The organism is Caenibius sp. WL, assembly GCF_019803445.1.
Taxonomy (GTDB): domain Bacteria; phylum Pseudomonadota; class Alphaproteobacteria; order Sphingomonadales; family Sphingomonadaceae; genus Caenibius.
Genome location: NZ_CP081844.1, coordinates 473,437 through 498,507, shown reverse-complemented (window position 1 = coordinate 498,507; position 25,071 = coordinate 473,437). Strand labels below are relative to the sequence as shown.

Annotated in this window: 31 protein-coding genes; 15 read left to right on the top strand and 16 right to left on the bottom strand. The window is 64.7% G+C overall.

What is annotated here, in order from left to right:
• Positions 1-95: 95 nt before the first annotated feature.
• Positions 96-518: a hypothetical protein gene (locus tag K5X80_RS02515; RefSeq protein WP_222559287.1), complete on the top strand. Its 423-nt coding sequence runs from the start codon at positions 96-98 to the stop codon at positions 516-518.
• A gap of 10 nt (positions 519-528) precedes the next feature.
• On the opposite strand, the gene K5X80_RS02510 is transcribed toward K5X80_RS02515, so the two are convergent.
• From K5X80_RS02510 to K5X80_RS02475, 8 genes are all read right to left on the bottom strand, one after another.
• Complete coding sequence (locus tag K5X80_RS02510; protein ID WP_222559286.1) at positions 529-885, bottom strand: HesB/IscA family protein; 357 nt, start codon at positions 883-885, stop codon at positions 529-531.
• Positions 885-1,364 (bottom strand): SUF system Fe-S cluster assembly protein, encoded by a 480-nt coding sequence (locus tag K5X80_RS02505; RefSeq protein ID WP_222559285.1) that lies wholly within the window; start codon positions 1,362-1,364, stop codon positions 885-887. Before K5X80_RS02505 ends, K5X80_RS02510 begins: the two co-directional genes overlap by 1 nt.
• Positions 1,361-2,572: a cysteine desulfurase gene (locus tag K5X80_RS02500; protein WP_222559284.1), complete on the bottom strand. Its 1,212-nt coding sequence runs from the start codon at positions 2,570-2,572 to the stop codon at positions 1,361-1,363. Before K5X80_RS02500 ends, K5X80_RS02505 begins: the two co-directional genes overlap by 4 nt.
• A complete protein-coding gene (locus K5X80_RS02495) occupies positions 2,569-3,336 on the bottom strand; it encodes a SufD family Fe-S cluster assembly protein (RefSeq protein WP_222559283.1) in 768 nt (255 codons plus the stop codon). The genes K5X80_RS02500 and K5X80_RS02495 overlap by 4 nt, the downstream gene beginning before the upstream one ends.
• The gene (sufC, locus tag K5X80_RS02490; RefSeq protein WP_222559282.1) at positions 3,333-4,076 is read right to left on the bottom strand and encodes a Fe-S cluster assembly ATPase SufC; all 744 of its coding nucleotides are present in this window, start codon (positions 4,074-4,076) and stop codon (positions 3,333-3,335) included. Before sufC ends, K5X80_RS02495 begins: the two co-directional genes overlap by 4 nt.
• Before the next feature lie 76 nt (positions 4,077-4,152).
• Positions 4,153-4,716 carry an endonuclease domain-containing protein gene (locus K5X80_RS02485; RefSeq protein WP_222559281.1) on the bottom strand — a complete coding sequence of 188 codons (564 nt, stop codon included), beginning with the start codon at positions 4,714-4,716 and terminating at the stop codon, positions 4,153-4,155.
• The gene (gene sufB / locus K5X80_RS02480; RefSeq protein WP_222559280.1) at positions 4,713-6,188 is read right to left on the bottom strand and encodes a Fe-S cluster assembly protein SufB; all 1,476 of its coding nucleotides are present in this window, start codon (positions 6,186-6,188) and stop codon (positions 4,713-4,715) included. The genes K5X80_RS02485 and sufB overlap by 4 nt, the downstream gene beginning before the upstream one ends.
• Positions 6,185-6,601 carry an SUF system Fe-S cluster assembly regulator gene (locus K5X80_RS02475; RefSeq protein ID WP_261390602.1) on the bottom strand — a complete coding sequence of 139 codons (417 nt, stop codon included), beginning with the start codon at positions 6,599-6,601 and terminating at the stop codon, positions 6,185-6,187. The genes sufB and K5X80_RS02475 overlap by 4 nt, the downstream gene beginning before the upstream one ends.
• Before the next feature lie 364 nt (positions 6,602-6,965).
• Between K5X80_RS02475 and K5X80_RS02470 the strand changes: the two genes are divergently transcribed.
• The 3 genes from K5X80_RS02470 (at position 6,966) to K5X80_RS02460 (ending at position 11,681) form a co-directional block, all read left to right on the top strand.
• Positions 6,966-8,006 (top strand): quinone-dependent dihydroorotate dehydrogenase, encoded by a 1,041-nt coding sequence (locus K5X80_RS02470; RefSeq protein WP_222559278.1) that lies wholly within the window; start codon positions 6,966-6,968, stop codon positions 8,004-8,006.
• Between the two features lies 1 nt (position 8,007).
• Positions 8,008-9,732, top strand: coding sequence for a gamma-glutamyltransferase (gene ggt / locus K5X80_RS02465; RefSeq protein WP_222559277.1), 1,725 nt, complete (start codon positions 8,008-8,010; stop codon positions 9,730-9,732).
• A gap of 122 nt (positions 9,733-9,854) precedes the next feature.
• Positions 9,855-11,681, top strand: a complete 1,827-nt coding sequence (locus tag K5X80_RS02460; RefSeq protein WP_222559276.1) for an AMP-dependent synthetase/ligase — start codon at positions 9,855-9,857, stop codon at positions 11,679-11,681.
• A gap of 54 nt (positions 11,682-11,735) precedes the next feature.
• On the opposite strand, the gene thiS is transcribed toward K5X80_RS02460, so the two are convergent.
• Entirely contained in the window at positions 11,736-12,725 is a 990-nt protein-coding gene (gene thiS / locus K5X80_RS02455) for a sulfur carrier protein ThiS (RefSeq protein ID WP_222559275.1), read from the bottom strand.
• A gap of 17 nt (positions 12,726-12,742) precedes the next feature.
• Entirely contained in the window at positions 12,743-13,114 is a 372-nt protein-coding gene (locus K5X80_RS02450; protein ID WP_222559274.1) for a MerC domain-containing protein, read from the bottom strand.
• A gap of 165 nt (positions 13,115-13,279) precedes the next feature.
• Between K5X80_RS02450 and K5X80_RS02445 the strand changes: the two genes are divergently transcribed.
• From K5X80_RS02445 to rpsI, 4 genes are all read left to right on the top strand, one after another.
• Positions 13,280-14,335, top strand: coding sequence for a COX15/CtaA family protein (locus K5X80_RS02445; RefSeq protein WP_222559273.1), 1,056 nt, complete (start codon positions 13,280-13,282; stop codon positions 14,333-14,335).
• A complete protein-coding gene (cutA, locus tag K5X80_RS02440; protein WP_222559272.1) occupies positions 14,332-14,682 on the top strand; it encodes a divalent-cation tolerance protein CutA in 351 nt (116 codons plus the stop codon). Before K5X80_RS02445 ends, cutA begins: the two co-directional genes overlap by 4 nt.
• 175 nt (positions 14,683-14,857) lie before the next feature.
• Complete coding sequence (gene rplM, locus K5X80_RS02435) at positions 14,858-15,337, top strand: 50S ribosomal protein L13 (protein WP_222559271.1); 480 nt, start codon at positions 14,858-14,860, stop codon at positions 15,335-15,337.
• Positions 15,337-15,867, top strand: a complete 531-nt coding sequence (gene rpsI / locus K5X80_RS02430) for a 30S ribosomal protein S9 (RefSeq protein ID WP_222559270.1) — start codon at positions 15,337-15,339, stop codon at positions 15,865-15,867. The genes rplM and rpsI overlap by 1 nt, the downstream gene beginning before the upstream one ends.
• Positions 15,868-15,934: 67 nt before the next feature.
• On the opposite strand, the gene K5X80_RS02425 is transcribed toward rpsI, so the two are convergent.
• The 5 genes from K5X80_RS02425 to K5X80_RS02405 all read right to left on the bottom strand — a co-directional run bounded on the left by K5X80_RS02425 (position 15,935) and on the right by K5X80_RS02405 (position 19,703).
• Positions 15,935-16,123, bottom strand: a complete 189-nt coding sequence (locus K5X80_RS02425; RefSeq protein WP_222559269.1) for a hypothetical protein — start codon at positions 16,121-16,123, stop codon at positions 15,935-15,937.
• Positions 16,124-16,203: 80 nt separating this feature from the next.
• Positions 16,204-16,962 carry a metallophosphoesterase family protein gene (locus K5X80_RS02420; protein ID WP_222559268.1) on the bottom strand — a complete coding sequence of 253 codons (759 nt, stop codon included), beginning with the start codon at positions 16,960-16,962 and terminating at the stop codon, positions 16,204-16,206.
• The gene (locus K5X80_RS02415) at positions 16,955-17,806 is read right to left on the bottom strand and encodes a diacylglycerol/lipid kinase family protein (RefSeq protein ID WP_222559267.1); all 852 of its coding nucleotides are present in this window, start codon (positions 17,804-17,806) and stop codon (positions 16,955-16,957) included. Before K5X80_RS02415 ends, K5X80_RS02420 begins: the two co-directional genes overlap by 8 nt.
• A gap of 41 nt (positions 17,807-17,847) precedes the next feature.
• Complete coding sequence (locus K5X80_RS02410) at positions 17,848-18,117, bottom strand: hypothetical protein (protein ID WP_222559266.1); 270 nt, start codon at positions 18,115-18,117, stop codon at positions 17,848-17,850.
• Positions 18,118-18,176: 59 nt separating this feature from the next.
• On the bottom strand, positions 18,177-19,703 hold the full coding sequence (locus K5X80_RS02405) for a fumarate hydratase (RefSeq protein ID WP_502778654.1): 1,527 nt from the start codon (positions 19,701-19,703) through the stop codon (positions 18,177-18,179).
• A 249-nt stretch (positions 19,704-19,952) separates the two neighbouring features.
• Here K5X80_RS02405 and K5X80_RS02400 point away from each other — a divergent pair, with 249 nt between their 5' ends.
• The 4 genes from K5X80_RS02400 to K5X80_RS02385 all read left to right on the top strand — a co-directional run bounded on the left by K5X80_RS02400 (position 19,953) and on the right by K5X80_RS02385 (position 22,951).
• A complete protein-coding gene (locus tag K5X80_RS02400) occupies positions 19,953-20,555 on the top strand; it encodes a protein-L-isoaspartate O-methyltransferase family protein (protein WP_222559265.1) in 603 nt (200 codons plus the stop codon).
• Positions 20,556-20,557: 2 nt separating this feature from the next.
• Complete coding sequence (locus tag K5X80_RS02395) at positions 20,558-22,024, top strand: TolC family outer membrane protein (RefSeq protein WP_222559264.1); 1,467 nt, start codon at positions 20,558-20,560, stop codon at positions 22,022-22,024.
• 14 nt (positions 22,025-22,038) lie between these two features.
• Entirely contained in the window at positions 22,039-22,485 is a 447-nt protein-coding gene (locus K5X80_RS02390; RefSeq protein ID WP_222559263.1) for a DUF2497 domain-containing protein, read from the top strand.
• Between the two features lie 76 nt (positions 22,486-22,561).
• Positions 22,562-22,951 (top strand): (2Fe-2S) ferredoxin domain-containing protein, encoded by a 390-nt coding sequence (locus K5X80_RS02385; RefSeq protein ID WP_222559262.1) that lies wholly within the window; start codon positions 22,562-22,564, stop codon positions 22,949-22,951.
• Here the strand turns inward: K5X80_RS02385 and K5X80_RS02380 are convergent.
• A complete protein-coding gene (locus K5X80_RS02380) occupies positions 22,948-23,259 on the bottom strand; it encodes a hypothetical protein (RefSeq protein ID WP_222559261.1) in 312 nt (103 codons plus the stop codon). The genes K5X80_RS02385 and K5X80_RS02380 overlap by 4 nt on opposite strands.
• 140 nt (positions 23,260-23,399) lie before the next feature.
• Between K5X80_RS02380 and K5X80_RS02375 the strand changes: the two genes are divergently transcribed.
• From K5X80_RS02375 to xth, 3 genes are all read left to right on the top strand, one after another.
• The gene (locus K5X80_RS02375; protein WP_222559260.1) at positions 23,400-23,828 is read left to right on the top strand and encodes a CBS domain-containing protein; all 429 of its coding nucleotides are present in this window, start codon (positions 23,400-23,402) and stop codon (positions 23,826-23,828) included.
• A 63-nt stretch (positions 23,829-23,891) separates the two neighbouring features.
• Entirely contained in the window at positions 23,892-24,233 is a 342-nt protein-coding gene (erpA, locus tag K5X80_RS02370; RefSeq protein WP_222559259.1) for an iron-sulfur cluster insertion protein ErpA, read from the top strand.
• A gap of 7 nt (positions 24,234-24,240) precedes the next feature.
• Positions 24,241-25,014, top strand: coding sequence for an exodeoxyribonuclease III (gene xth / locus K5X80_RS02365; RefSeq protein WP_222559258.1), 774 nt, complete (start codon positions 24,241-24,243; stop codon positions 25,012-25,014).
• Positions 25,015-25,071: the final 57 nt, after the last annotated feature.

Below are 25,071 nucleotides of genomic sequence, written 5' to 3'. Positions count from 1 at the left end.
CTGACGCAGGCCCTTTTAAGCGCGTTTCGCGCCGCTTGCGCGTTGACTTGCGCGCCTATGCACCGCACACCACCGGGCCATTCCAAAGGTCCCGCATGTCCCCCAAACTGATCGTTTCGCTTGCTCTGTTTCCGCTGCTGGCCGCCTGCGCCGCCACCGCGCCATCTCAACCGCAGAGGCCCGGCACCCCGTCCACCCGCATCCCGCCGACCCAACCGCCCAAGCCACCGGTGCAAAGCTGGCGCCCGGCACGGGAAATGGCGATTCCAGGACTGGAAAGCGTGATCGGCGCGGACAGCCGCACTTTGACGCAAATGTTCGGCAAGCCCCGGCTGGATGTGACCGAAGGCGATGTGCGCAAGCTGCAGTTCAGCGGGCGGCCCTGCGTGCTCGACATCTACCTCTACCCGCCCCGGCAAGGGGCAGATCCACGCGCGACCTATGTCGATGCACGGCGGGAAAGCGATGGGCAGGATGTCGACCGCGCAGCCTGCGCCGCCGCGCTACGCCAGCGCTAAACCCGTCTGATCAGACGGTAAAGCTCTCCCCGCAGCCGCAAGTGCCCTTGGCATTGGGGTTCTGGAACGTGAACCCGGCGGTAAAATCGTCTTCCTGCCAGTCCATCGTGCTGCCGATCAGGTACAGCACGCTGGCCCCATCGATGAAGAACAGGCCGCCCGGAGTTTCGATCCGTTCGTCCATCGGGTTCGCTTCGTTCACATAATCGACCGAATAGGCGAGTCCGGAACAGCCCCGGCGCGGGGTAGACAGCTTGACTCCGATGGCCCCTTCGGGCGCCTGCGCCATCAGATCGGCGATGCGCTGCTCGGCCGACGGCGTCAGGATGACGGCGGCAGGGCGGGCACGGAGTTTGGTTTCGGTCATCACAGCATTCCCAGTTCGAGCTTGGCGTCATCGCTCATCTTGGACGGGTCCCACGGCGGGTCCCAGACGATGGCGACTTCCGCATCGCGAATGCCCGGCACCGCACCGATACGCAGTTCCACTTCGCCCGGCATGGATTCGGCCACCGGGCAATGCGGCGTGGTGAGCGTCATCGTCACTTTGGCATCGCCATCGCTGGACACGTCCACCCCATAGATAAGACCGAGATCGTAAATGTTAACCGGGATCTCCGGATCGTAGATTTCGCGCAGTGCCGCGATCACCCCTTCGTAGAGCACGCCGCCGGGTTCGCCCGGAGCGATACCCTGCGGCACCTCTTTGAGGAAACCTTCGAGATAGTCGGGCTTGTGCGGTGTGCCCGCGTCCGCCTGCTCCGCCACATCGTCCACCCGCGCACGGCGCGGCTGATCCACACTGTTCACTTCTTCTACCGCGATCTTTTCGGGTTCGTCGCTCATCCGAAGATTCTCCTGGTGCGTTCGATGCCGCGCAGCAGGGCATCGAGATCGCTATCATCGCTATAGAGGCCGAAACTGGCCCGGGCCGTGGCCGGAACGCCGAGATGGTCCATCAGCGGCTGGGCGCAATGGTGACCCGCGCGGATCGCCACGTTTTCCTCATCCAGAATGGTGCCGAGATCGTGCGGATGAACCCCGTCCATCGCGAAGCTGACGATCCCGGCGGACTGTTCCGGGCCGAACAGTCTGACGTCGTTCATGCCGCGCAGCGCCTCGCGCAGGCGGGCGACCAGCGCGGTTTCGTGCCGGTCGATCGCGTCCAGCCCGATGGCCGAAACGTAATCGACCGCCGCCGCGAAGCCGATCGCTTCCACAATCGCGGGCGTTCCCGCTTCGAACCGTTGCGGGGCGGGGGCATAGGTCGTGCGTTCGAACGTTACCCGGTCGATCATCGATCCGCCGCCCTGATAAGGCGGCACGGCGGCGAGGATATCGCCCCGCGCCCACAGCGCACCGATGCCTGTCGGGCCATAGAGCTTGTGTGCGGAAAAAGCATAGAAATCGCAGCCCAGCGCCGCGACATCGACTGCCATGCGCGGCACCGCCTGGCATCCGTCGAGCAGGAATTTCGCCCCCACCGCATGCGCCATGTCCGCCGCTCTCCGGGCATCGAGCACCGAGCCCAGAACATTGGAAACATGGGCGAAAGCCACCAGCTTGTGCTGCGGCGTGAGCATTCTTTCAGCCGCGTCGAGATCGATCAACCCGTCCGCTGTCAGCGGGCAGACATCGATCGCGACGCCGGTGCGATCGCGCAGCAACTGCCATGGAACGATATTGGAATGGTGTTCCAGCACCGAAAGCAGGATCCGGTCGCCCGCCTTGCAGTTTTCCACGCCCCAGGTCGCCGCGACAAGATTGATCGCTTCGGTCGCCCCGCGCGTGAAGACGAGTTCATTTTCCCTGCCGCCGATGAAGGCCGCGATCCGTCGCCGGGCGGATTCGAACGCCAGTGTCATTTCGGCGGACCGGCTGTAAACCCCGCGGTGGACGGTGGCATAGTCCGCGCCCATCGCCCGCGCCATGGCATCGATCACCGCTTGCGGTTTCTGCGCGGTCGCCCCGCTGTCCAGGTAATGCCAGACATCGCCTTCAGCGGTGAGGAGGCCGGGAAAATCGGCCTTGCGGCTTTGCGTGGCGACAGTCACAGCGCCGCCCCTTCCAATGCCGCCAGCGCGGTATCGAGCAAGCGGGCCTGTTCCGCCTCGTCCGACACATCCGCGAAAGCATCGGCAATGAACGCCCGGACCAGCAGCTTGCGCGCCACTTCGGGCGGAATCCCGCGCGAAGCCATGTAAAATCCGGCCTCTTGATCCAGCGCGCCGATGGCCGCGCCGTGGGCGCACTTCACATCGTCGGCATAGATTTCCAGTTCCGGCTTGGCATTGGCGGAAGCGCCCTGTTCCAGCAGGATAGCGCGGAAGTTCTGCCCGGCATCGGTCTTCTGCGCATCGCGCACGACTTCGATCCGGCCGAGGAAGTTGCCGGTCGCCCGGCCCCACTGGACCGCACGGACGATCTGCTGCGATGTCGCCTCGGGCTCCGCATGAATCACGCGGGTGACAAATTCCTGCACATTGGCGCCGCCCCCAATGGTGACACCGCCGAAAGCGAAATGCGCGCCCCGTTCCAGCGTCACTTCCGCTTCGAAACGGGCATAAGGGCCCGCCGCGTTGACCACCGCGAGTTCGAACCTGCCACCGGCGCCGACATGGACCCGCAGCCGCTCCACCCGGCCCGCACCATCGGCATCCGCCGCCAGCACACGATAGACCTGCCGCGCTTCGCCCGCCGCAATCCGCACGTCCTCCCACTGCGCCAGCGCAGCAGGGTCGGCGGCCGCGAGCCAGGCGGCATCGGCATAACGCCAATCCTCGTCACGCGTGGTGGGAAGAGCGAGAGCCCGAGTCACGCGACCACCGCCTCGTAGCCTTCGCGTTCGAGTTCGAGCGCGAGTTCGGGACCGCCGCTCTTGACGATGCGGCCACCGGCCAGGACGTGGACCACGTCCGGCTTCACATAGTCAAGCAGGCGCTGATAGTGGGTGATCAGCAGCACCGCCTTGTCCGGGCGGCGCATGATCGCGTTGATCCCTTCGCCGACGATCCGCAGCGCATCGATATCGAGCCCGCTGTCGGTTTCGTCGAGCACCGCAAATTTCGGATCGAGAATGCCCATCTGGACCATTTCGGCGCGCTTCTTCTCGCCGCCCGAAAAGCCTACGTTCACCGGGCGCTTGAGCATGTCCATATCAAGCTTGAGCAAGGCCGCCTTTTCCCGCGCGAGCTTGAGGAAATCGCCGCCCGAAAGCGGTTCTTCCCCACGCGTCTTGCGCTGGGCGTTCAAGGCTTCGCGCAGGAACTGGACGAAGGAGACACCGGGGATTTCCACCGGGTACTGGAAGCCGAGAAACAGGCCTGCCGCCGCGCGTTCGTGCGGTTCCAGCGCGAGCAGATCCTGCCCAGCGAAATCCACCGAACCGCCCGTCACCTCATAGCCGGGCCGCCCGCCGAGCGTATAACCCAGCGTCGATTTGCCCGCTCCGTTCGGCCCCATGATGGCATGGATTTCGCCCGGCTTCACATCGAGCGAGAGACCTTTGAGAATCGGCTTGTTCGCCACTTCGGCCTGGAGGTTATCAATCTTCAGCATCAATTCTTCCGATTACGATTTTGCGTTCCGGCCCATACTGCGACAGCAAGGCTGATCGCGGTCCAGCCGGCAAGGCTCATTTTCTGCCGCCGGTGAAACGGCGCGGCGCGCGGGCGCCATCGTGGCGATTTCCGCCGCGCGAGGCAGTGCGGGGGGACCGCTCGCCGCCCCGGTTCGCGCTGGCCGGTTGCGGCTTGTCGAACGGCTTGTGCAGTTCTTGCGCGATCTGGGCGAGCACCCCAGCCACATCGGCCAGAATGGCATCGTCGGCAAAGCGCAGCACCCGCACGCCGACATCGGTCAGCTTGCGGTCGCTCAAGGCATTGCGCGCCATTTCCGCTTCGCTCGCGCCGCCGGTTTCCACCACCAGCCAGCGCGAACGGCAGGCGAAATCGACAATCGCGGAGCCCATCACCACCTGACGGGTGAAACTGAAACCGCCGCATTTCTTGTCTTTCAGTCCTTCCCACAGCAGCGCTTCGGCTTCTGTCGGGTTGCGGCGCATGTCGCGGGCCTGTTCCTTCAGTTTTTCCGCGCGCGCGGGGGAAACCTGCCAGGCGCGGGTCTTGTCGGCGGCGGCGGGCTCGCCTTCCGCCGGAGCCGGGCGAGCAGCCAGCGTCAATCTGGTCCGTTCGTTCATCCCACGCTCCCTTCGAGACTGATGCCGAGCAGCTTCTGCGCTTCCACGGCAAATTCCATCGGCAATTGCTGCAACACTTCCTTGGCGAAGCCGTTGACGATCAACGCCACCGCCGATTCCTGATCCAGCCCGCGCTGCATGGCGTAAAACAACTGATCGTCACTGATCTTGCTGGTCGTCGCCTCATGCTCGATCTGGGCCGAAGGGTTCTTCACTTCGATGTAGGGCACGGTGTGCGCACCGCACCGGTCGCCCAGCAGCAGCGAATCGCACTGGGTGAAATTGCGCACGCCGGTGGCATTGCCCGCCACGCGGACCAGCCCGCGATAGGTGTTGTTGCTCTTGCCCGCGCTGATGCCCTTGGAAATGATCGTCGAACGGCTGCGCGCGCCATTATGGATCATTTTCGTCCCGGTATCGGCCTGCTGGAAATTGTTGGTGACGGCGACCGAGTAGAACTCGCCCACCGAATCCTCACCATTCAACACACAGGACGGATATTTCCAGGTGATCGCGCTGCCGGTTTCGACCTGGGTCCAGCTCACCTTGCTGCGCGCGCCCTGGCACAGCGCCCGCTTGGTCACGAAATTGTAGATCCCGCCCTTGCCTTCGGCATCGCCCGGATACCAGTTCTGCACGGTGGAATACTTAATTTCGGCATCGTCCAGCGCGACCAGTTCGACCACGGCGGCGTGAAGCTGGTTTTCATCGCGCTGCGGCGCGGTGCAGCCTTCGAGGTAGCTGACATAGCTGCCCTTATCCGCCACAATCAGCGTGCGTTCGAACTGGCCGGTGTTTTCCGCGTTGATGCGGAAATAGGTGCTCAGTTCCATCGGGCAGCGCACCCCTTCGGGGATGTAGACGAACGTCCCATCGGAAAAGACCGCGCAGTTCAGGGCAGCGAAGTAGTTGTCGTGCATCGGCACGACTTTGCCCAGCCACTTCTTCACCAGATCGGGATATTCGCGGATCGCTTCCGAAATCGACAGGAAGATCACGCCCGCCTTCTTCAGCTCCTCGCGGAACGTGGTGGCGACGGAGACGCTGTCGAACACCGCATCGACCGCGACCTTGCGCGCCCCTTCGACCCCGGCGAGCACTTTCTGCTCTTCCAGCGGAATGCCCAGCTTTTCGTAGACCTTGAGAATTTCAGGGTCCACCTCATCAAGGCTCTTGAGCGCGTCCTTCTGCTTGGGCGCGGCGTAGTAGTAAGCATCCTGATAGTCGATCGGCGGAATGTTAAGCTTGGCCCATTCCGGCTCTTTCATCGTCTGCCACATGCGGAAGGCTTTCAGCCGCCAGTCCAGCATCCACTGCGGCTCGTCCTTCTTGGCCGAAATGAAGCGCACGGTATCCTCGTTGAGGCCCTTGGGCGCGAATTCCTGTTCGATATCGGCCGACCAGCCATGCTCGTAATCGGCGACTCTTTCCGCCGCCTCGCGCGCCTGCTGGTCCTTGATTTCTTCCGTCATGCGACAACTTCCATCTGGGCAAGGCGGCTCAACGGCACTTGTGCCAACGCCCCGCGCAACGCCTCGTTCACCACCGTCCAGTGCGGGCGGACCGAACAGGATCGCTCCAGCGCGCAATCGTGGCGCCCCTGTTCCACACAGGCCGTGAGCGCAATAGGCCCTTCCACGGCCTCCACAATATCGGCCAGACTGATCGCCGCCGCCGGGCGCGCCAGTTGCAGCCCGCCGCCCGCCCCGCGAATCGAACGCAGCAGGCCCGCCGCCGTCAGCCGGCTGACCAGTTTCTGCACTGTGGGGGCGGGGAGCCCGGTTTCCTGCGCCAGTTGCGCGGCGGACACGCGCGCGCCGCCACAATGGCGCGCGGCGGCGCTCATTGTCACAACAGCGTAGTCAGCCATGCTTGAAAGACGCAATTTTCCTCGGCTCCATTAAATAAGACTGATTCGTTCCGGTTTCACCTAGGAGCGGTCCGAGGGCTTTTCAATGGGAGATTTGGCCAGGGTGGGCGGCGAAAAAAGGCGGCCCTCACGACGTGAGAACCGCCTCTGAAGTTGAGGAACTCGTTGCAAAAGCACCGAGCCCTTCGGGTCGCATCTCGGCGCTTATGCCGATTCCGCTGCTGCGGCTTGTAAAAAAACGACACTCTGCTGCAATTTTTTCACTTACATTGCGATGCTTAGAGCCAATTTTCCGTGATTTCCGCACCTTGACCACCCTCGCGGGCGAAGGCGCAGCGAGGCCATCGACAGGCTTTCCCGCCTTTGCCATAGGCAGGCGATGCTCTTTCGCTTTCTTCGCCCGTTCCTCTATTGCCTGAGCGCCGAACGGGCGCATCGCATGGCCATCACCGCGTTGAAAACGCTGCCCGCGGGCCGTCCGGCAACAGCCGGGCCGCTGGCCACCAATGTTGCGGGCCTCGCCTTTCCCAATCCGGTGGGCATGGCGGCCGGGTTCGACAAGGATGGCGAAGTGCCCGATGCGCTGCTCGGCCTCGGTTTCGGGTTTGCCGAAGTCGGTTCGATCACTCCGCTGCCGCAAGCGGGCAATCCCCAGCCGCGCCTGTTCCGCCTCACCGAAGACCGGGCGGTGATCAACCGCATGGGCTTCAACAACGGCGGGGCGCAGGCCGCCGCCGCACGGCTTGCAGCACGCAGCGGATATGGCGGGATCGTGGGCATCAACATCGGCGCCAACAAGGATGCGGCCGACCGGATTGCCGATTATGCCACGATGACCCGGATCATGGCCCCACTGGCCAGCTATCTGGCGGTCAATATCTCCAGCCCCAACACCCCGGGCCTGCGCGCGTTGCAGGATGAAAGCGCGCTGACCGGTCTGCTCGACGCGGTGCTCGAAGCGCGGGGCGAAACCACCGGGCCGGGCCAGCCGCCGGTATTCCTCAAAGTCGCGCCCGATCTGGAACCCGCCGACATCGACGCCATCGCCCGAATCGCCGTCGACAAAGGGCTGGGCGCACTGATCGTGTCCAACACCACCATCTCGCGCCCACCGCTGCAATCGCCGCTGTGCGATGAAACCGGCGGCCTGTCGGGTGCCCCCTTACGCGATCTGGCGCAGCAGCGCCTCCGCGATTTCCGCAAGGCCACAGGGGGCGCAATCCCCCTGATCGGGGTCGGCGGAATCGCCACGGCGGAAGACGCCTGGGCCCGCATCCGCGCCGGCGCGAGCCTGGTTCAGCTTTACAGCGCCATGGTCTATGAAGGGCCGGGGATTGCCAAAAATATCGTACGCGGCCTGGAAATCTTGATGCGCCGGGATGGTTTCGCCACCATCGCCGACGCCGTGGGGAGCGAATAGGATGATAGCACCGTTGCGCCAGACACTCGCAGCCATTGCTTTGCCTTTGCTGCTGGGGGCCTGCGCGACGGTGCCACTGGAACGGAACGCCAAGGCCGGCGTCGAACAGTCGGACACGGGCCTGATCAGCGCCGCCGATCCGCGCGCGGCGGCGGCAGGGGCCACGATCCTGCAACGCGGCGGCAACGCCACCGATGCCGCCATCGCCGTCATGCTGGCGTTGACAGTGGTGGAACCGCAAAGCTCGGGCATTGGCGGCGGCGGCTTTCTGGTGCGCGGCACCGCCGATGGCGCGGTCGAAACGATCGATGGCCGCGAAACTGCGCCAGCCGCGGCCAAGCCCGGCTGGTTCCTCGACCGGCAGGGAAAGCCGGTGCCGTTCATGCAGGCGGTGAAATCGGGATTGAGCGTAGGCGTGCCGGGCAATCTTCGCCTGGCGGAGGAAGCACATCGCCGCCACGGCAAGCTGCCCTGGGCCGAACTGTTCGGCCCGGCCATCGCGCTGGCTCGCAACGGCTACACCATCAGTCCGCGCACCCATGAATACCTGACCGAAGCCGGGGACCGGGCGGGCGCCGATCCCGATGGCCGCGCCCTGTTCTTCGATGCGGCGGGCAAGCCGCTGCCGGTGGGCACACTGGTGGTCAATCCGCAACTGGCCGCGACACTGGAAAGCGTCGCTCTGAATGGCGCAGATGCGTTCTATGGGGGGGATAATGCCCGCACCATCGCTCGCCGCGCCGCCGGGGCGATCCCGCACAAGCGCGGGATGACCGAACAGGATATCGCCACATATCGCGCCGTTCCGCGTGCGGCGGTGTGCGGCGTCTATCGCGCCTATCGCATTTGCGGCATGGGCCCGCCATCCTCAGGCGCGACAACGGTTTTCGCCACGCTCAAGCAGCTCGAACGATTCAATCTGGCCGCGCTGGGCCCTCGCTCGCCGACGGCATGGCACCTGATCGCGGAATCGATGCGCCTCGCCTATGCCGACCGGGACCTCTATCTGGCGGACGGGGACTTCGTGTCCATCCCGATCAGGGGGCTGACCGATCCCAACTATCTGGCCGCACGCGGCAAATTGATTTCCCCCACCACCGCCATGCCCACCACCCATGCCGGGACGCCGCCGGGAGTGACGATGGCCCTTGCCAAAGGCAGTGAGCCGCCCGAAGCCGGCACATCGCATTTCGTGGTAATCGACGGGGAGGGGACAGCGATCAGCTATACCTCCACGATCGAAGGTTCGTTCGGATCGGGCATGATGGTCGGCGGCTATTACCTGAACAACGAACTGACCGATTTCAGCTTCACGCCCGAAGCCGATGGGCGTCCGGTGGCCAACCGGGTGGAAGGCGGCAAGCGGCCGCGCAGTTCGATGTCCCCCACGGTCATCTATGGCCCCGACGGCGGGCTGTTCATGGTCGTGGGCGCCGCTGGCGGGGCGACGATTCCGGCCCAGGTCGCCCGCGCGATCATCGGCGCAATCGACTGGAAGATGAGCGCGAAGCAGGCGCTGGCCCTGCCGGTGCTGTTCGCCCCAGGTGACATCGTCTTCATCGAGAAGGGCAGCACGCTCGAAGCGATGGCTCCGCAACTGCGCAAGCTGGGCCACACAGTCGAACCCAGGGACATGCCGCTGAAAGCCAATGCCGCTGTACGGCGGGGCAAAGCGTGGGGCGGGGCGGCCGACCCCCGCAGCGAGGGCGTGGCTATCGCACCCTGAGCCGGATGGCCCGGATGCATCGCCATGCCTGCCGTCGGCGGTCAAGGGTTGCCGCGTCCGCCGCTGCATCATAGACATTCAGGCAATCGCCACACCCAGGCTGGCGATAGCGGGAGCAAGGCGTGCAGGTTTCGGAAATCGAAGCGACTCAGAACCTCGTCGGCCTTTTCCTGACTCAGGCGGACAGAGGCGGAGAACACCCGTTCCTGTGGATCAAGCGCAAGGATCGCTGGCAGGCGCTAAGTTGGGCGGAAACCGCGCGGCAGGTTTGCCTGCTGGCCGAGAAGCTGGTGGCCATGGGGCTGGAACCGGGCGACAGAGTGGCGCTGGTTTCGGAAAATCGCCCCGAATGGTGCATCGCCGATCTGGCGATCATGGCCGCCGGGTGCGTCACCGTGCCGACCTACACCACCAACACCGAACGCGATCACCTGCACATCCTCGACAATTCGGGCGCGCGGGCGGTGATCGTCTCCACCGCCAAGCTGGCCGAACGGATCGTGCCCGCGATGATGCGTTCGGGCATGGCGGAACATCTGATCGGCATGGAACCCTTGAAAACCGGGCAGGTGGGCGGATTCGCCTGGCATAGCTGGGAGGCGATGATAGCTGGCGATGCCATCGCCGCACGCGCCGCCGTCGACCGGCGCATCGCCGCGATCGGACGGGGCGATCTGGCCTGCATCATCTACACCAGCGGCACCGGCGGCGCACCGCGCGGAGTGTGCCAGCATCACGGGGCGATCCTGTCCAATGTGGCGGGCGCGGCCACCATCCTGATCGAGGATTTCCACGCAGGCGAAAGCCCGGCGGGGAATGAGGTGTTCCTGTCCTTCCTGCCGCTGTCCCACGCCTATGAACACACCGGCGGGCAGTTTCTTCCCATCGGGCTCGGCGCGCAGATCTACTATGCCGAAGGACTGGAAAAGCTGGCCAGCAACATCGCCGAGGTGCGCCCTACGATCATGGTCGTGGTGCCCCGCCTGTTCGAAGTCCTGCGCGGACGGATCATGAAGCAGATCGCCAAGGAAGGGCGCATCGCGAATTACCTGATGGACCGGGCGCTGACCATTGCCGGGCGCAAGCGGCTGATCGACAAGCCGATGGACATGCTGCTCGAACGCACGCTGCGACCCAAGGTGCGCAAGCGGTTCGGCGGGCGGATCAAAGCGCTGGTTTCGGGCGGGGCGCCGCTCAATCCCGATGTCGGCACATTCTTCACCGCGATGGGGCTGACACTGCTGCAAGGCTATGGCCAGACCGAAGCGGGCCCGGTTATCAGTTGCAACCGCCCTGCGGCGGGGTTGAAAATGGATACCGTCGGCCCGCCGCTGCCCGGTGTCGAAGTGAAAGTCGCCGCCGATGGCGAAATCCTGTGCCGGGGCGAACTGGTGATGCACGGCTATTGGCACAATCCGGCGCAGACCGCGGCCACATTGATCGCGGACCCGGCCGATCCCGATTCCCCGCCCTGGCTGCATACCGGCGATATCGGCCATATCGATCGGGCCGGGCGGATCGTCATCACTGATCGCAAGAAGGATATGATCGTCAACGACAAGGGCGACAATATCGCCCCGCAGAAAGTGGAAGGCATGCTGACCCTGCAGCCCGAAATCCTGCAGGCGATGGTGATGGGGGACCGGCGGCCCTATATCGTCGGCCTGATCGTGCCCGATGCCGAATGGGCGCTGGAATGGGCGCAGGCGAACGACGAACGCTACGACATGGCCGAATTGCAACGCCTGCCCGCTTTCCGCAACGCCGTGCGCGAAGCTATCGACCGGGTGAATCTGGACCTGTCGGTGATCGAGAAAGTGCGCCAGTTCGCCTTCGCCGATGAAGCTTTCTCCATCGCCAACGAAGAACTAACGCCGAGCATGAAAATCCGCCGCCACAAGATTCGCGAACGCTACGCGCCACGGCTGGATGCGCTCTACAAGGCGTGAGACGGGAGCGGCGCCGCGCGCCGGACGATGATCGGGCCCGGATAAACCTGCGGATCAGATCAGCCCGGCCAGCGGACTGGAAGGATCGGCATATTTGCGCGTGCCCATGCGTCCCGCGAGATAGGCGTCGCGCCCCGCTTCCACTGCCAGCTTCATCGCTCGCGCCATGCGCAGCGGCTCTTTCGCTTCGGCAATCGCGGTGTTCATCAGCACCCCGGTGCAGCCCAGCTCCATCGCAATCGCCGCATCGCTCGCCGTGCCGACTCCGGCATCGACCAGCACCGGCAAAGCAGTGCCTTCGACGATCAGGCGGATCGTCACCCGGTTCTGGATGCCGAGCCCCGAGCCGATCGGCGCGCCCAGCGGCATGATCGCCACCGCGCCCGCGTCTTCCAGCTGCTTCGCCGCGATCGGATCGTCGACGCAATAGACCATCGGCAGGAAGCCTTCCTTGGCAAGCGTCTCCGTCGCGCGCAGGGTTTCGCGCATATCGGGATAGAGCGTGCGCGCTTCGCCCAGCACTTCGAGTTTCACCAGATCCCAGCCGCCCGCTTCGCGCGCGAGACGCAAAGTGCGGATCGCCTCGTCCGCCGTGAAGCAGCCTGCCGTGTTGGGCAGATAAGTGTATCGCTTCGGATCGATGAAATCGGTCAGCATCGGGGCCTTGGGGTCCGACAGGTTGACCCGGCGCACCGCCACGGTGACGATTTCCGCACCGCTCGCTTCCACGGCGGCGGCGTTTTCGGCAAAATCCTTGTACTTGCCCGTGCCGACGATCAGACGCGAACGGAACGTACGGCCTGCCACCGTCCAGCTATCATCACCCGTCATGCCGCTGCCACCTCCTACAAAATGCACGATTTCCAGAACGTCGCCCTCGGCCAGCGCGACATCGGCCAGAGTCGAGCGCGGGACGATATCCCCGTTGCGTTCCACCGCGACTTTAGCCGGATCGAGGTCCAGTTGGCGGACCAGATCGGCGATGCTGCCGGGCGCGGTGCGGCGCGGTTCGCCGTTTACGATGAGGGAAAGGGCATTCGTCATGCCCGCCCAGATAGCGTTCAATGGGCGTGACGCAAGTTGAGGATGTGCGCGACGGCGAGCAGGACCACGCCGCTGATCGTCAGCACGGCTTCTTCCATCCCGTGTTCGACGAACAATCCGCCGCCCATCAGCAACAGCCCGATCGTGCCGACGATCAGCGGCGGAAGCTGCCCATGGCGCAGAACGCCGACCCCGATGGTCAGCAGGCCGACAGCAATCGCCAGCGCCAGCCCGATCCGGTGGATCATCGGGGCCAGCAGCCATTGGCCGCCGATTCCCAGCACGGTGACCAGCAGCAGCCCGGCCACGCAATGCAGCAGGCACAAACCTGACAGGGTAATGCCGACCCGGTCCATCCGGTCGCGAAGGGAGAGCCATGCGGTGCGCATAGCCGCCCCGTATGATATGTTGTAACATCGTGCAACCAAAATCGGCATCGGCGGGACAGAATGGGGCGGGCGCCGCGCTGGGGCATCCTGCCCACTTGCGCTTTGCCCGCGCCTTGCCCACAAGCCCGCCGGAATGCGCACAGCGCGGCAGGGAAGGGGTAAGCGATGGCGGCAATGCAACACGGTTCGGCGCGGCCCCTGCTACTCGCCCGCTGGCTGTTCATCGTCGCCGCGCTGGTCGTCGCCATTGTCGCGGTGGGTGGAATCACCCGGCTGACCGAATCGGGACTGTCGATCACCGAATGGAAGCCGGTGACGGGGGCTTTGCCCCCGTTGACCGACGCGCAGTGGCAGGCCGAATTCGAAGCCTACAAGCGGATTCCGCAGTATATCGAAGTCAACGGCCCGGCGGGCATGACGCTGGCGGACTACAAATTCATCTACTTCTGGGAATGGGTCCATCGCCTGCTGGCGCGATTGATCGGTGTCGCGTTCGCGCTGCCGCTGGCGTGGTTCTGGATCAAGCGCCAGATACCGGATGGGTACAAGCCGCGCCTGCTCGCCCTGTTGGCGCTGGGCGGGCTGCAGGGCGTGGTCGGGTGGTGGATGGTCACATCCGGCCTCAACGCCGATTCGGCCGACCGGGTGAGCCATTTCCGCCTCGCCGCCCATCTGCTCGTCGCGCTCGCCACGCTGGCGGGGCTTGTCTGGACCGCGCTCGACATGCGCGCGCTGGCCCGGGGCGAGGCGCCCGCGCGGCTGACGCGCTTTGGCCTGCTGACACTCATGGCGCTGACGCTGCAATTGCTGTTCGGCGCTTTCGTTGCGGGGGAACGCGCCGGTTACGTCGCCGGGGCCGGTTGGTTCAACTGGGACGCTTGGCCGCTGATGCAGGGGCGATTCTTTCCGGACGGGGTCGATTGGTCGCGGGGCGTGCTCCACGCCGTGGTGTACGATCCCTATCTGATCCATTTCATCCACCGCTGGTGGGCCTGGGTGGTGGTGGCGCTGCTGATCGTGCTGGCGCGCAAAGCGAAAGCAGTGGGCCAGAGGCCCGCCGCCATCGCCGTGCACAGCGCTTTCGGCACGCAGATCCTGCTCGGTATTGCCACGGTAATGACCGGCGTCGCCCTGTGGGTGGCGGTGCTGCACCAGTTCGTCGGCGCACTGCTGGTGGCAGCGACGGCATGGGCCGTCCACGCCATCGGACGCAAGGGATGACGCAACCGATCTCCGCCGGGCAGGGCCCCGCGCTGATCTGGGCGCCCTTCGCCGATCCTGCTTCGGCGGAAGCGGCCGCCGCCACGCTGCTGGACGAAGGCCTGATCGCCTGCGCCAATATCCTGCCTGCGATGCGTTCGCTCTATATATGGCAGGGTGAACGCGGCGCGGGTGAGGAATGCGGCGCTCTGTTCAAGACCGATGCGGCGCTGCTGGATGCGGTCATTGCCCGCCTAGCGGAAATCCACCCTTACGAAGTGCCTGCGATCACCGGCTGGCGCTGCGACGCGGCGGCACCGGCCACGGCGGCGTGGCTGGGCGGGTTGGTTTCCCGACGGGAGGACTGAGATTATCCGCCTCACCATGGCGCCAACCATCTGAGAGGTATTATTATACCGCCCCGTGAAAGCGCAGAATCGCTTGACTTCGGGGTGATTTGCGAACATTGGCGCGCCTTCGCAGGTGAGTGTGTAGCAATACACATCGCTGGCAGAATTTTCAGATACGAGGATTTGACAGCCCATGAAGGCGCTCAGCAAGACCACGCGGTCGATCAAGCCGGCCGAGGTCGAAAAGAACTGGCATCTCATCGATGCCGATGGTCTGGTGGTCGGCCGCCTCGCGGTCATCATCGCCAACATCCTGCGCGGCAAGCACAAGCCGAGCTTCACCCCGCATGTCGATTGCGGCGATCACGTTGTCGTCATCAATGCCGACAAGGTCCGTCTCACGGGCAACAAGCTCAAGAACAAGACCTACTACAAGCACACCGGCTATATCGGTGGCATCAAGGCGATCACCGCCGCCAAGGTGCTGGAAGGCCGTTTCCCCGAGCGCGTGCTGGAAAAGGCTGTTGAACGCATGATTCCGCGCGGCCCCCTGGGCCGGGCGCAGATGAAGGCGCTGCACCTCTATGCCGGCGCAGAGCATCCGCATGGCGGCACCCAGCCCCAGCCGCTCGACGTCGCTTCGATGAACCGCAAGAACAAGGCTGCCGCATAATGGCCGACAACAACACCATCTCCGATCTCGCCGATCTGAAGGACATCGCTGGCACCGCTCCGGCCGCCGCTGCTCCCTCCATCGACGCTCCGGCCGCCCCTGCGGCGCCTGCCGCTCCGCTGCGCGAACAGGAACTCGACGCGCAGGGCCGCGCTTACGCCACCGGCCGCCGCAAGGATGCCGTGGCCCGCGTGTGGGTCAAGCCCGGCACCGGCAAGATCACCATCAACGGCCGCGATCAGGAAGTGTACTTCGCACGTCCGACGCTGCGCCTGATCATCAACCAGCCGTTCGACATCACCGACCGCGCCGGTCAGTACGATGTCATCGCCACCGTCAAGGGCGGCGGTCTGTCGGGCCAGGCAGGCGCCGTGAAGCACGGGATCAGCCAGGCGCTGGCCAAGTACGAGCCGGTCCTGCGTTCGACGGTCAAGGCCGCCGGCTTCCTCACCCGCGACAGCCGCGTGGTCGAGCGTAAGAAGTACGGCCGCGCCAAGGCACGCCGCAGCTTCCAGTTCTCAAAGCGCTAACGGCGATTTCGGGATATCCGAACAAAGGGGCGGCTCCGCAAGGGGCCGCCTTTTTTGTTGCAGCGGTTCAGCCGGAGGGGAGCTGGCTGGTCCGGTTCAGGCGGTCGAGCACTTCATCCATCGGCTCAACCACCGTCACGCTGCGGCCTTCGCCGAAGCGGATGCGCGTCCCATCGCTGACGCAAGAGATGAATGTCACTTGCGATGCGTTGACAACGGTCGGCACGCGGTCGGCGGAAATGAATTTGACGAACATAGTGCGGTCCTCTCCCTTTCCCGCAACCTAACACCTTGCGGCACGCGCACAACACTCTCGGTGGCAAGAGGTGCGGAGGCCTATTCCGCTCCAGGAAGCGCCAGCGAGCGGTGCTCCAGTTCCAGGCCGCTTTCCCGGTCGTAGCGCAGCACGTTGAACGAGGGACGGCTGGCGCGCAGACGGGTGGACAGAGTACCTGCCCCGATCATCCGCAGCGGGTGCCCGCCCGCCTCGAATGTCAGGTCGAAAGCATCGTGCACATGGCCTGACAACACCGCATCCGCCCCGGCCCCGGCCAGCGCGGCAAAGGCCCTGTCGCCCCCCCGGGTCGGATTGTGCGAGCCCGGCGGCCCGGCCATCAGCGGATGGTGGCAGGCGACGATCTTGTAACGCCCGTCATCTTTCAACCGATCGAGTTCGGCCAGCGTGCGGTCCAGCGCCTTTTGCGTCACCACCCCGTCGGACCACGGGAAACGGGTCTGTGCCCGCACCGTGGTGCGCAGGGGCACGACCACCAGATCGGCAAACATCAGTTCCGCGTGGACCGCGTTCTTCATCTTCTCGAACCGTTTGAACGGCGTCCGGAACCGCTCGAACGGATTGTAGTAGGGCATGTCGTGATTGCCTGGCTCGATCGTCAGCGGCACCCCCAGCGAAGCGAACCATTCGGTTGCGGCGGCAAACTGGCGGCGGGTCGCGCGCTGGGTGATATCGCCGGTGCAGATCACCGCATCGGGCCGCTCGGCCGCCACGGCATCGGCAAACCAGCCATGCGCCAACTGGTCTTCGACACCGAAATGCACATCGCTGACATGGAACAGGGTAAGCGGATCAGCCATCGGCCATGCACAACAGATCGACGGCCAGATCGGCAAGGAAAAAGTCTTCGCGCGCCCCCCCATCGCGCCGTTCGCCATCGATCATCAGGGGAATGGGGGCTTCCTCTGTCATCCGGCAGGTGATCTGACGGTGCAGCCCCAGCTCGTCATGCGGCCCGGCGCGGAAATCCCGACCGAGAATCGCCACCGCCTGTTTGAGGTAGTCGCCGATCTCCGCCGCGCCGTAGCCATCGACCACCAGCCCCGCCGCGTCCGGCACCAGACGGATACCGGCATAGCCTTCCGCGCGGCCGATCGCGGGCTGTTCGATCATGACCATCGGCCCCGTCGTGCTGGCGGCCGCGGCATCGATGGCCCCCGCCACGACACCGACGATGTTGCGATCACGCATGTCTTCCCGCACGTCGGCCCAGTTGGCGCCGGGCCCGGCCAGCACTTCGGCCAGAGCCAGCCAGCCAGCGCCGCGCACGCATTGCCGCCGGGTTGTGGCAAGCCGCCCGTCCGCCAGGGCCCCAAGGATCGCTTCCACTTCCGCTTCGCCGTGCAGCGCCTTGCACAGCAGATTGGCGGTCCCGCCGGGCAGGGGCAGAATTGTGCCGCCCCAACCGTCAAGCGCGCCGACAACCGCGTTGAGCGTGCCATCGCCGCCATGCACGGCCAGCAGGCCTACGCCCGCGGCGTCGAGTTGCGCGGCAGCCGGCGGGCTATCCTGCGCGCAATCGATGATCCGTGCGGGCGCATGGCCGGCAGCGGCCAGCCCGTCGAGCACGGTCTGGCGGCGCGCCTCGCCATCGCTGCCGCTGGCATCGTTCAGCACCAGCCAGGTTTCACCCTCGATCATCATGCCACATTTCCCAGTTGCGGAGGTGCCGGCGGCGAATACGCTCAGACCCGGCGCGTGAGGATCAGCCATGCCGAAACACCGTTGACCGCTGTGTAAAGGACATAGCCGATGCCCCACCAGACGGAATGATCGCTGGCGATCAGGAACAGCGCCGCCAGCAGAATGAGGAATTCGCTGATCAGGCTGACTCGCCCGCCCAGCATGTGCACGAACCATGGCATCTGCCCCAAAAGGGGATGCCGGCTTTCCAGAACAGCCTTGTGCAGGGCAAAATTCCCGACACCCAGAAGAAAAATGAGCAGGATCGCCATGAACGACGATCCTGCTCTTTTTCGATCCGCCTGCCAATGGCATTTGGCAGAGGCGGCGATCAGCCCGTGGGCAGCAAATGCTCCTGCGCGATCTTCTTCTGCCACACCTGCGGCGCCAGCGTGTGGACATTCTGGCCCTCGCCGTCGACGGCCACTGTCACCGGCATGTCCTCCACCGTGAATTCATAGATCGCTTCCATGCCGAGATCTTCGAAGCCCACGACTTTGGAAGCCTTGATCGCACGGGCCACGAGATAAGCCGCGCCGCCCACCGCCATCAAATAGGCCGACTGGTGCCGGGCAATCGATTCGGTGGCCGCCGGGCCACGTTCCGCCTTGCCGACGCAGGCCAGGAGGCCTTGCTCCAGCATCATGTCCATGAACTTGTCCATGCGGGTGGCGGTGGTCGGGCCTGCCGGGCCGACCACTTCATCGCGCACCGGGTCGACCGGACCGACGTAGTAGATCACGCGGCCCTTGAAATCGACCGGCAGCTGCTCGCCCCTGGCCAGCATGTCCTGGATGCGCTTGTGCGCGGCATCACGGCCGGTGAGCATCTTGCCATTGAGCAGCAGGCGGTCGCCCGCTTTCCAGCCGCGCACGTCTTCCGGGGTCAGCGTATCGAGATTGACGCGCTTGGCAGCGGAATCCGGCGCCCAGTGCACTTCCGGCCATTCATCCAGCTTCGGCCGTTCGAGGAAGCTCGGGCCGGACCCATCGAGCGTGAAATGCGCGTGGCGGGTGGCGGCGCAGTTCGGGATCATCGCCACCGGTTTGCCCGCGGCGTGGCATGGCCAGTCCTTGATCTTGACGTCGAGAATGGTCGACAACCCGCCGAGGCCCTGCGCCCCGATGCCCAATGCGTTGACCTTGTCGAAAATCTCGATCCGCAGCGCCTCGATATCGTTCTGCGGCCCACGCTGCTTGAGCTGGGCCATGTCGATCGGCTCCATCAGACTTTCCTTGGCCAGGCGCACGCAGTGCTCCGCCGTGCCGCCGATGCCGATGCCGAGCATGCCCGGCGGGCACCAGCCCGCGCCCATCTGCGGCAGCATGTCCAGTACCCAATCGACGATGTTGTCCGATGGATTCATCATCTTGAACTTGGACTTGTTCTCGCTCCCGCCCCCCTTGGCCGCAACGTCGATGGACACCGTGTTGCCCGGCACCATTTCCACCGACAGCACGCAGGGCGTGTTGTCCTTGGTGTTGCGGCGGGTGAACGCGGGATCGGCCAGCACCGAAGCGCGCAGCTTGTTTTCAGGGTTGTTGTAGGCGCGGCGCACGCCTTCATCGACCACGTCCTGCAGGCTCAGCTTCGAATCGAGGCGGCAATCCTGGCCCCATTTGACGAAGACGTTGACGATGCCGGTATCCTGGCAGATCGGCCGGTGCCCTTCGGCGCACATGCGGCTGTTGGTCAGAATCTGGGCGATCGCATCCTTGGCCGCCGGGCCCTGTTCCGCCTTATAGGCTTCCCCCAGCGCGCGGATGTAATCCATCGGGTGGAAGTAGGAGATATATTGCAGCGCGTCGGCAACGCTTTCGATCACATCGTCTTCGCGGATCATCACCATATCGGCCATGGGCATTTCGGCTCCTTGCTGGAACGGCATGCGATCGGACACACGCACCCGCTCGATCGAAACTTCACTGGCACGCCCCCCTGCGACAGCTTCGTGCAAGCCTTTGCATAGCGGCGGAGTCGCAGCCCCCATAGGCGCGCGCAGGGCTTGCCGTCAAAGCCCTTGGCGAGCGCGGACCTCTCCCCTAAAGCGGCTACAAATCAGACGCGGCCCGCGCTTGTCCGGCGGACCGGGAAAAAGGGTTCTGGAATGACAATGGTAAATGATCGCCCGGTCGACGGCTTTACCGCTGCGCGGCGCGCCATGATCGACAGCCAGCTTCGGGTCAGCGGCGTGAACGAAGAAGCCGTGCTGACCGCGATCAACGGCGTGGCGCGCGAAGCCCATGTCCCGGCCGAGGCGCAGGCGCTGGCCTATATCGATCGCGCGGTTCCGCTGGGCGAAGGGCGCTTTCTTGCCGCGCCGCTGTTCTATGGCCGGATGCTTTCGGAAGCGGGCGCACGCGCGGATGACCGGATTCTGGTGGTCGACGGCGGCAGCGGGTATCTGCCCGCGCTGGCCCGGAAATTCAGCGACGCGGTCGATGTTATCGATCCGGCGGCGGCTACCTGCGGCACGGGAACGGGCGGTTACACCCTGCTGCTGATCGACGGCGCGATCGAAGAATTGCCCGCAGGCCTCGCCAGCCGTCTGGCCGACGATGGCCGCGTGGTGACCGGGCTGGTCGAACGCGGAGTTACCCGGCTGGCATGCGGCCGCAAGGCCGGGGGCAACGTGGCGCTACTGACGCTGGCCGAAATGGGCATCCCGCTGCTTCCCGAATTCGCCAGGCCCAAAGGCTGGAGCTTCTGACAATGCGCAGGGGGGGAGCGCGAATCGCCCTGTGCGGGGCCGTTATGGCGCTGTCCATCGCACCGGCCCGCGCGGACACTCTGCGCGATGCTCTCGCCAGCTCGTACAACACGAATCCCACGCTGCAGGCCGCACGCGCGAATCAACGCGGCGTGGATGAAAACGTGGTGATCGAACGGGCAGCGGGTCTGCCCCGGGCGGCAGGTGACGCCTCCTACAGCGAAGTGCTGCACAGCAGCTACAGCGACCCGGGCAACCTCTATCCTGATCGGCAGGTCAATGCCGGGCTTTCGCTCTCCGTGCCGGTCTATTCGGGCGGGGCCGTGCGCAATGCGGTGCGCGCTGCAAAAGTGCGGGTGAAAGCGGGACAGGCCGATCTGCGGGCCACCGAATCCGCCATTTTCAGCCAGGTCACCGCCGTTTACATGGACGTGATTCTGAACGAGGCGATCGTCGGCCTCAACATGAAGCTCGTCGATGTGCTCGGGGTCAATCTGCAGGCCACCAGCGACCGTTTCGAAATCGGCGATCTCACCCGCACCGACGTGGCCCAGTCCAGCGCTCGGCTCGAACTGGCGCGTGGCGATCTGCGATCCGCGCGGGCCAATCTGGTCGAAGCGCGCGAACGCTACATCCGCCTGGTCGGCCATGCGCCGGGCCAGCTCACACCACCACCACCGCTGCCGAGCATGCCGGTCAGCGCGGAAGAGGCCGTGGCTGTCGCGCTGCAATTCAATCCTGATCTGATCGCGGCGCAGGAACGCGCCGACGCCGCGCGGTACGATATCAAAGTGGCCGGTTCCAGCCGCCTGCCGACAGTGGAACTGTTCACTTCGGGCAATTTTGCCGATTCGCTCGGCTCGGGCACGCTGGCCACCGATATGATCAACGGCACCGGCAGCGACCGGACGACATCGGCCAGCGCCGGTGTCCGCGCAACGATTCCGCTCTATCAGGGCGGGCGACCCGCCGCGTTGGAACGGCAGGCCCAGGCCGGCGCCTCCGCCGCGCTGGAGCAGCAGGTGGCGATAGAGCGCGAAGTCATCGCACAAGTGCGTTCCGCCTATTCGAGCTGGCAGGCAGCGAACGCCATCATCGCTTCGACAGAAAGCGCGATATCCGCGGCAACGCTCAGTCTCGAAGGGGTGCAGGCAGAAAACACCGTGGGCAACCGCACCATTCTCGACATCCTCAACGCCGAACAGGAACTGCGCAACGCGCGCGTGCAACTCGTCACCGCGCAACGCAATGCCTATGTCGCGGGTTTCACTCTACTCGCCGCGATGGGCAAGGCCGAAGCGCGCGATCTGGATCTCGATACGGGCGGCCCGCTCTACGATCCGCAGGACAACTACCGGCGGGTCAAAGGCAAGTATTTCGACTGGAGCTTCGATCCCGATCCTGTCACCCAGGCCACGCGCACCGTTGACTCGCCCGCGCAAGACGGCGAAATCTCCGGCACGCAGTGATTTGGGATGAGATGATGCGGCAAGAGAACGAACCTTCGGTCGAGGAAATTCTCGAATCGATCAAGAAAGTGATCGCCCGCGACAGCCGGGATGCGGTTGCCCAAGCACGTGCGAACCAGGAAAATCCGGGCTCCGGGGCCGCTTCCGGCTCTGCCACCGATGGGCAGGAGGAAATCCTCGACCTGTCCAGCGATGCCATGCTGCCCACATCGGACAACGGCGATTCGCTGGTGAACGAAACCGCCCGCTCGTCGATGCGCGAATCGCTGGCGGCGCTGGCGGTGCTATCCGAACCCGGTGTTCCGCCACAAATTGTCCGCTCGGGCGAAACCTCGCTCGAAGGCATGGTGCGCGAAATGCTGCGCCCAATGCTGGCGCAATGGCTCGATGCTAACCTGCCGCTAATGGTCGAAAAGCTGGTGGCTGCAGAAATCGCCCGGATCGCGGGCAAAAAGGGCTGAGCGCGCGCTGCGACGCCCGTGGCGGCCCTTTGCCGCAACCATTTCTCCGGGCGCTGCAGGCCTTTATGATGCCGATATGAACGCGAACCCGCACCAGATCGCCAAGGCCCGCAAGGCTTTCGCCACGCACGGTGGCCTGAACATCACCCGCCATATCTTCCTCTGCGCCGAACCGGAGAAGGCGAAATGCTGCTCGCCCGCGGTGGGCGCGCCGGCGTGGAAATACCTCAAGAAGCGGCTGAAGGAACTCGGGCTCGACCGGGATGGCGGCGTCGCACGGACCAAGGCCGATTGCCTGCGCATCTGCGCGGCAGGGCCGATCGCGGTCGTCTGGCCCGATGGCGTGTGGTATCACAGCTGCACCGAAGAGGTGCTGGAACGGATCATTCAGGAGCATCTGATCGGCGGCAATCCGGTGGAAGAATTCCGCCTCTACCCGCCGGAAGACGATGATCGAAAGGACTAGTCCTTCGGATCGTCCTTGTTGTCCGCGTCATCTTCCAGCGGATCGATGATCGTGGCGTCATGGCCCGTTCCGCTGGACAGGAACACCAGCCCCATCAGGGCCGACATCAACAGCATCGCAAACCCGATCCCAAGCGCCGTCGCAATGTAGAAATGGATCGAGACGAAGCCGTTGTGCTTGTAGAGCAGCGCCATTGCCACAACGACGACGGCCAGCGTCACCCCCATCATGAATCGCATCAGCCGACGATAGCGCGCCCAAGCATGAGCGGCCTGTTTCGGATCGTCGAGAGGCGAACGCGGGATCATGACGGTTCTGTGCACCCCAACGGCGCCCATGGCAAATGCGCAATGCGGCGCATGGCGATCTTTTCTCGGCAGCTTTCTGGAAAAACGGCCTGCTTCATGGCATTATCTTGGCACAACGAAGCAAAATGGGAGAGCGCGCGGTGAATATTACCCGAATTCTGGAACAGCGTGACGGCTCGATCTATACCTGCCACCTCACGCAAGGCGTGGCCGAGGCTGCGCAGCTTCTGGCCGACCGGCGCATCGGCGCGCTGCCGGTGATGGACGGGGATACGGTGGCCGGCATCTTTTCCGAACGGGATCTGCTGTATTGCATCGCCAAGGAAGGGGCCGCGGCCTTGAACCGCACCGTGGGTGAAGTGATGACATCGCCGCCGATCACGGTGACCCCTGACACCAGCATACTGGAAGCTCTCGGCCTGATGACCCGGCGCCGCGTGCGCCATCTGCCGGTGATGGAAGGCAATCGGATGGTCGGTCTCATCTCCATCGGCGATCTGGTGAAATTCCGCGTGGAACTGGCCGAATCCGAAGCGGAGGCCATGCGCGAATATATCCAGACGGCCTGAGCGCCCGCACATCTTCATCGCATGCGGCTTGCCGCGGGGCAGGGTGCACCTTACATGGAGGCCATGGCTACACAGTCCCTCTCCAGCCTCACCCTGACTCCGGCCGCAGCCGCGCGCGTGGCCGCCATCGCGCAGAAGCAGGCCAAACCGGCCATGCTGCGCCTGTCGGTGGAAGGAGGCGGCTGTTCCGGCTTCCAATACAAGTTCGGCCTGGCCGACAGCATCGACAGCGATGATCTGATCGCCGAAACCGACGGGGTAAAGCTGCTGGTCGATCCGATCAGCCTCGATCTGGTGGCCGGCTGCACGGTCGATTTCGTTGAATCCCTCGGCGGCGCGGCGTTCCGGGTCGAAAATCCCAACGCCACGGCCGGATGCGGCTGCGGTTCCAGCTTCGGCATTTGACGCCACCGTGCGCATCGCGTCTTTCAACATCAACGGCATCCGGGCCCGCCTGCCGCGCGTGACCGAATGGCTGGCGGAAACCCGCCCCACGGTCGCCTGCTTCCAGGAAATCAAGTGTCAGGACGATAGTTTCCCGGCGGAGGCTTTCGCGGAGCTAGGGTATCAGGCGATCTGGCACGGCCAGAAGGGCTTCAACGGCGTGGCCATTCTGGCCCATGAAACCGCGCCGATCGAAGTGCTGCGCGGCCTCCCCGGCGATCCGGAAGATGAACAGTCCCGCTATCTCGAAGCGGATGTGAACGGGGTGCGCATCGCCTGCCTCTATCTGCCCAACGGCAATCCCCAGCCGGGGCCGAAATTCGATTACAAGCTGCGCTGGATGGAGCGTCTGCGCCAACGCATGGCGGCAATCTGGGCGGCGGAAATACCCGCCGTGGTGCTGGGCGATTTTAATGTCATCCCGCGCGATTGCGATGTCTGGTCCCCGCAGGCCATGGCCGATGACGCGCTGATGCAGCCGGAATCGCGCGATGCCTATCTCCGCCTGTTGAATGACGGATGGACCGATGCCATTGCCACGCACAATCCGCGGGGCGGCGTGTGGACCTATTGGGATTATCAGGCGAGCGCCTGGCCGCGCGATCACGGGTTCCGCATCGATCACGCACTGCTTTCGCCCGAATGCGCCGACAGGCTCACCGCCGCGGGAGTGGGCCGGGCCTATCGTGGCCGCGAAAAGGCCAGCGATCACGCCCCCGTGTGGGTCGAACTGCGCGACTGACCCGGACGGCGCACGGCGCCCTTTCTTCGGGAAGGACGCCGCTCCGCTCGCGTGTTT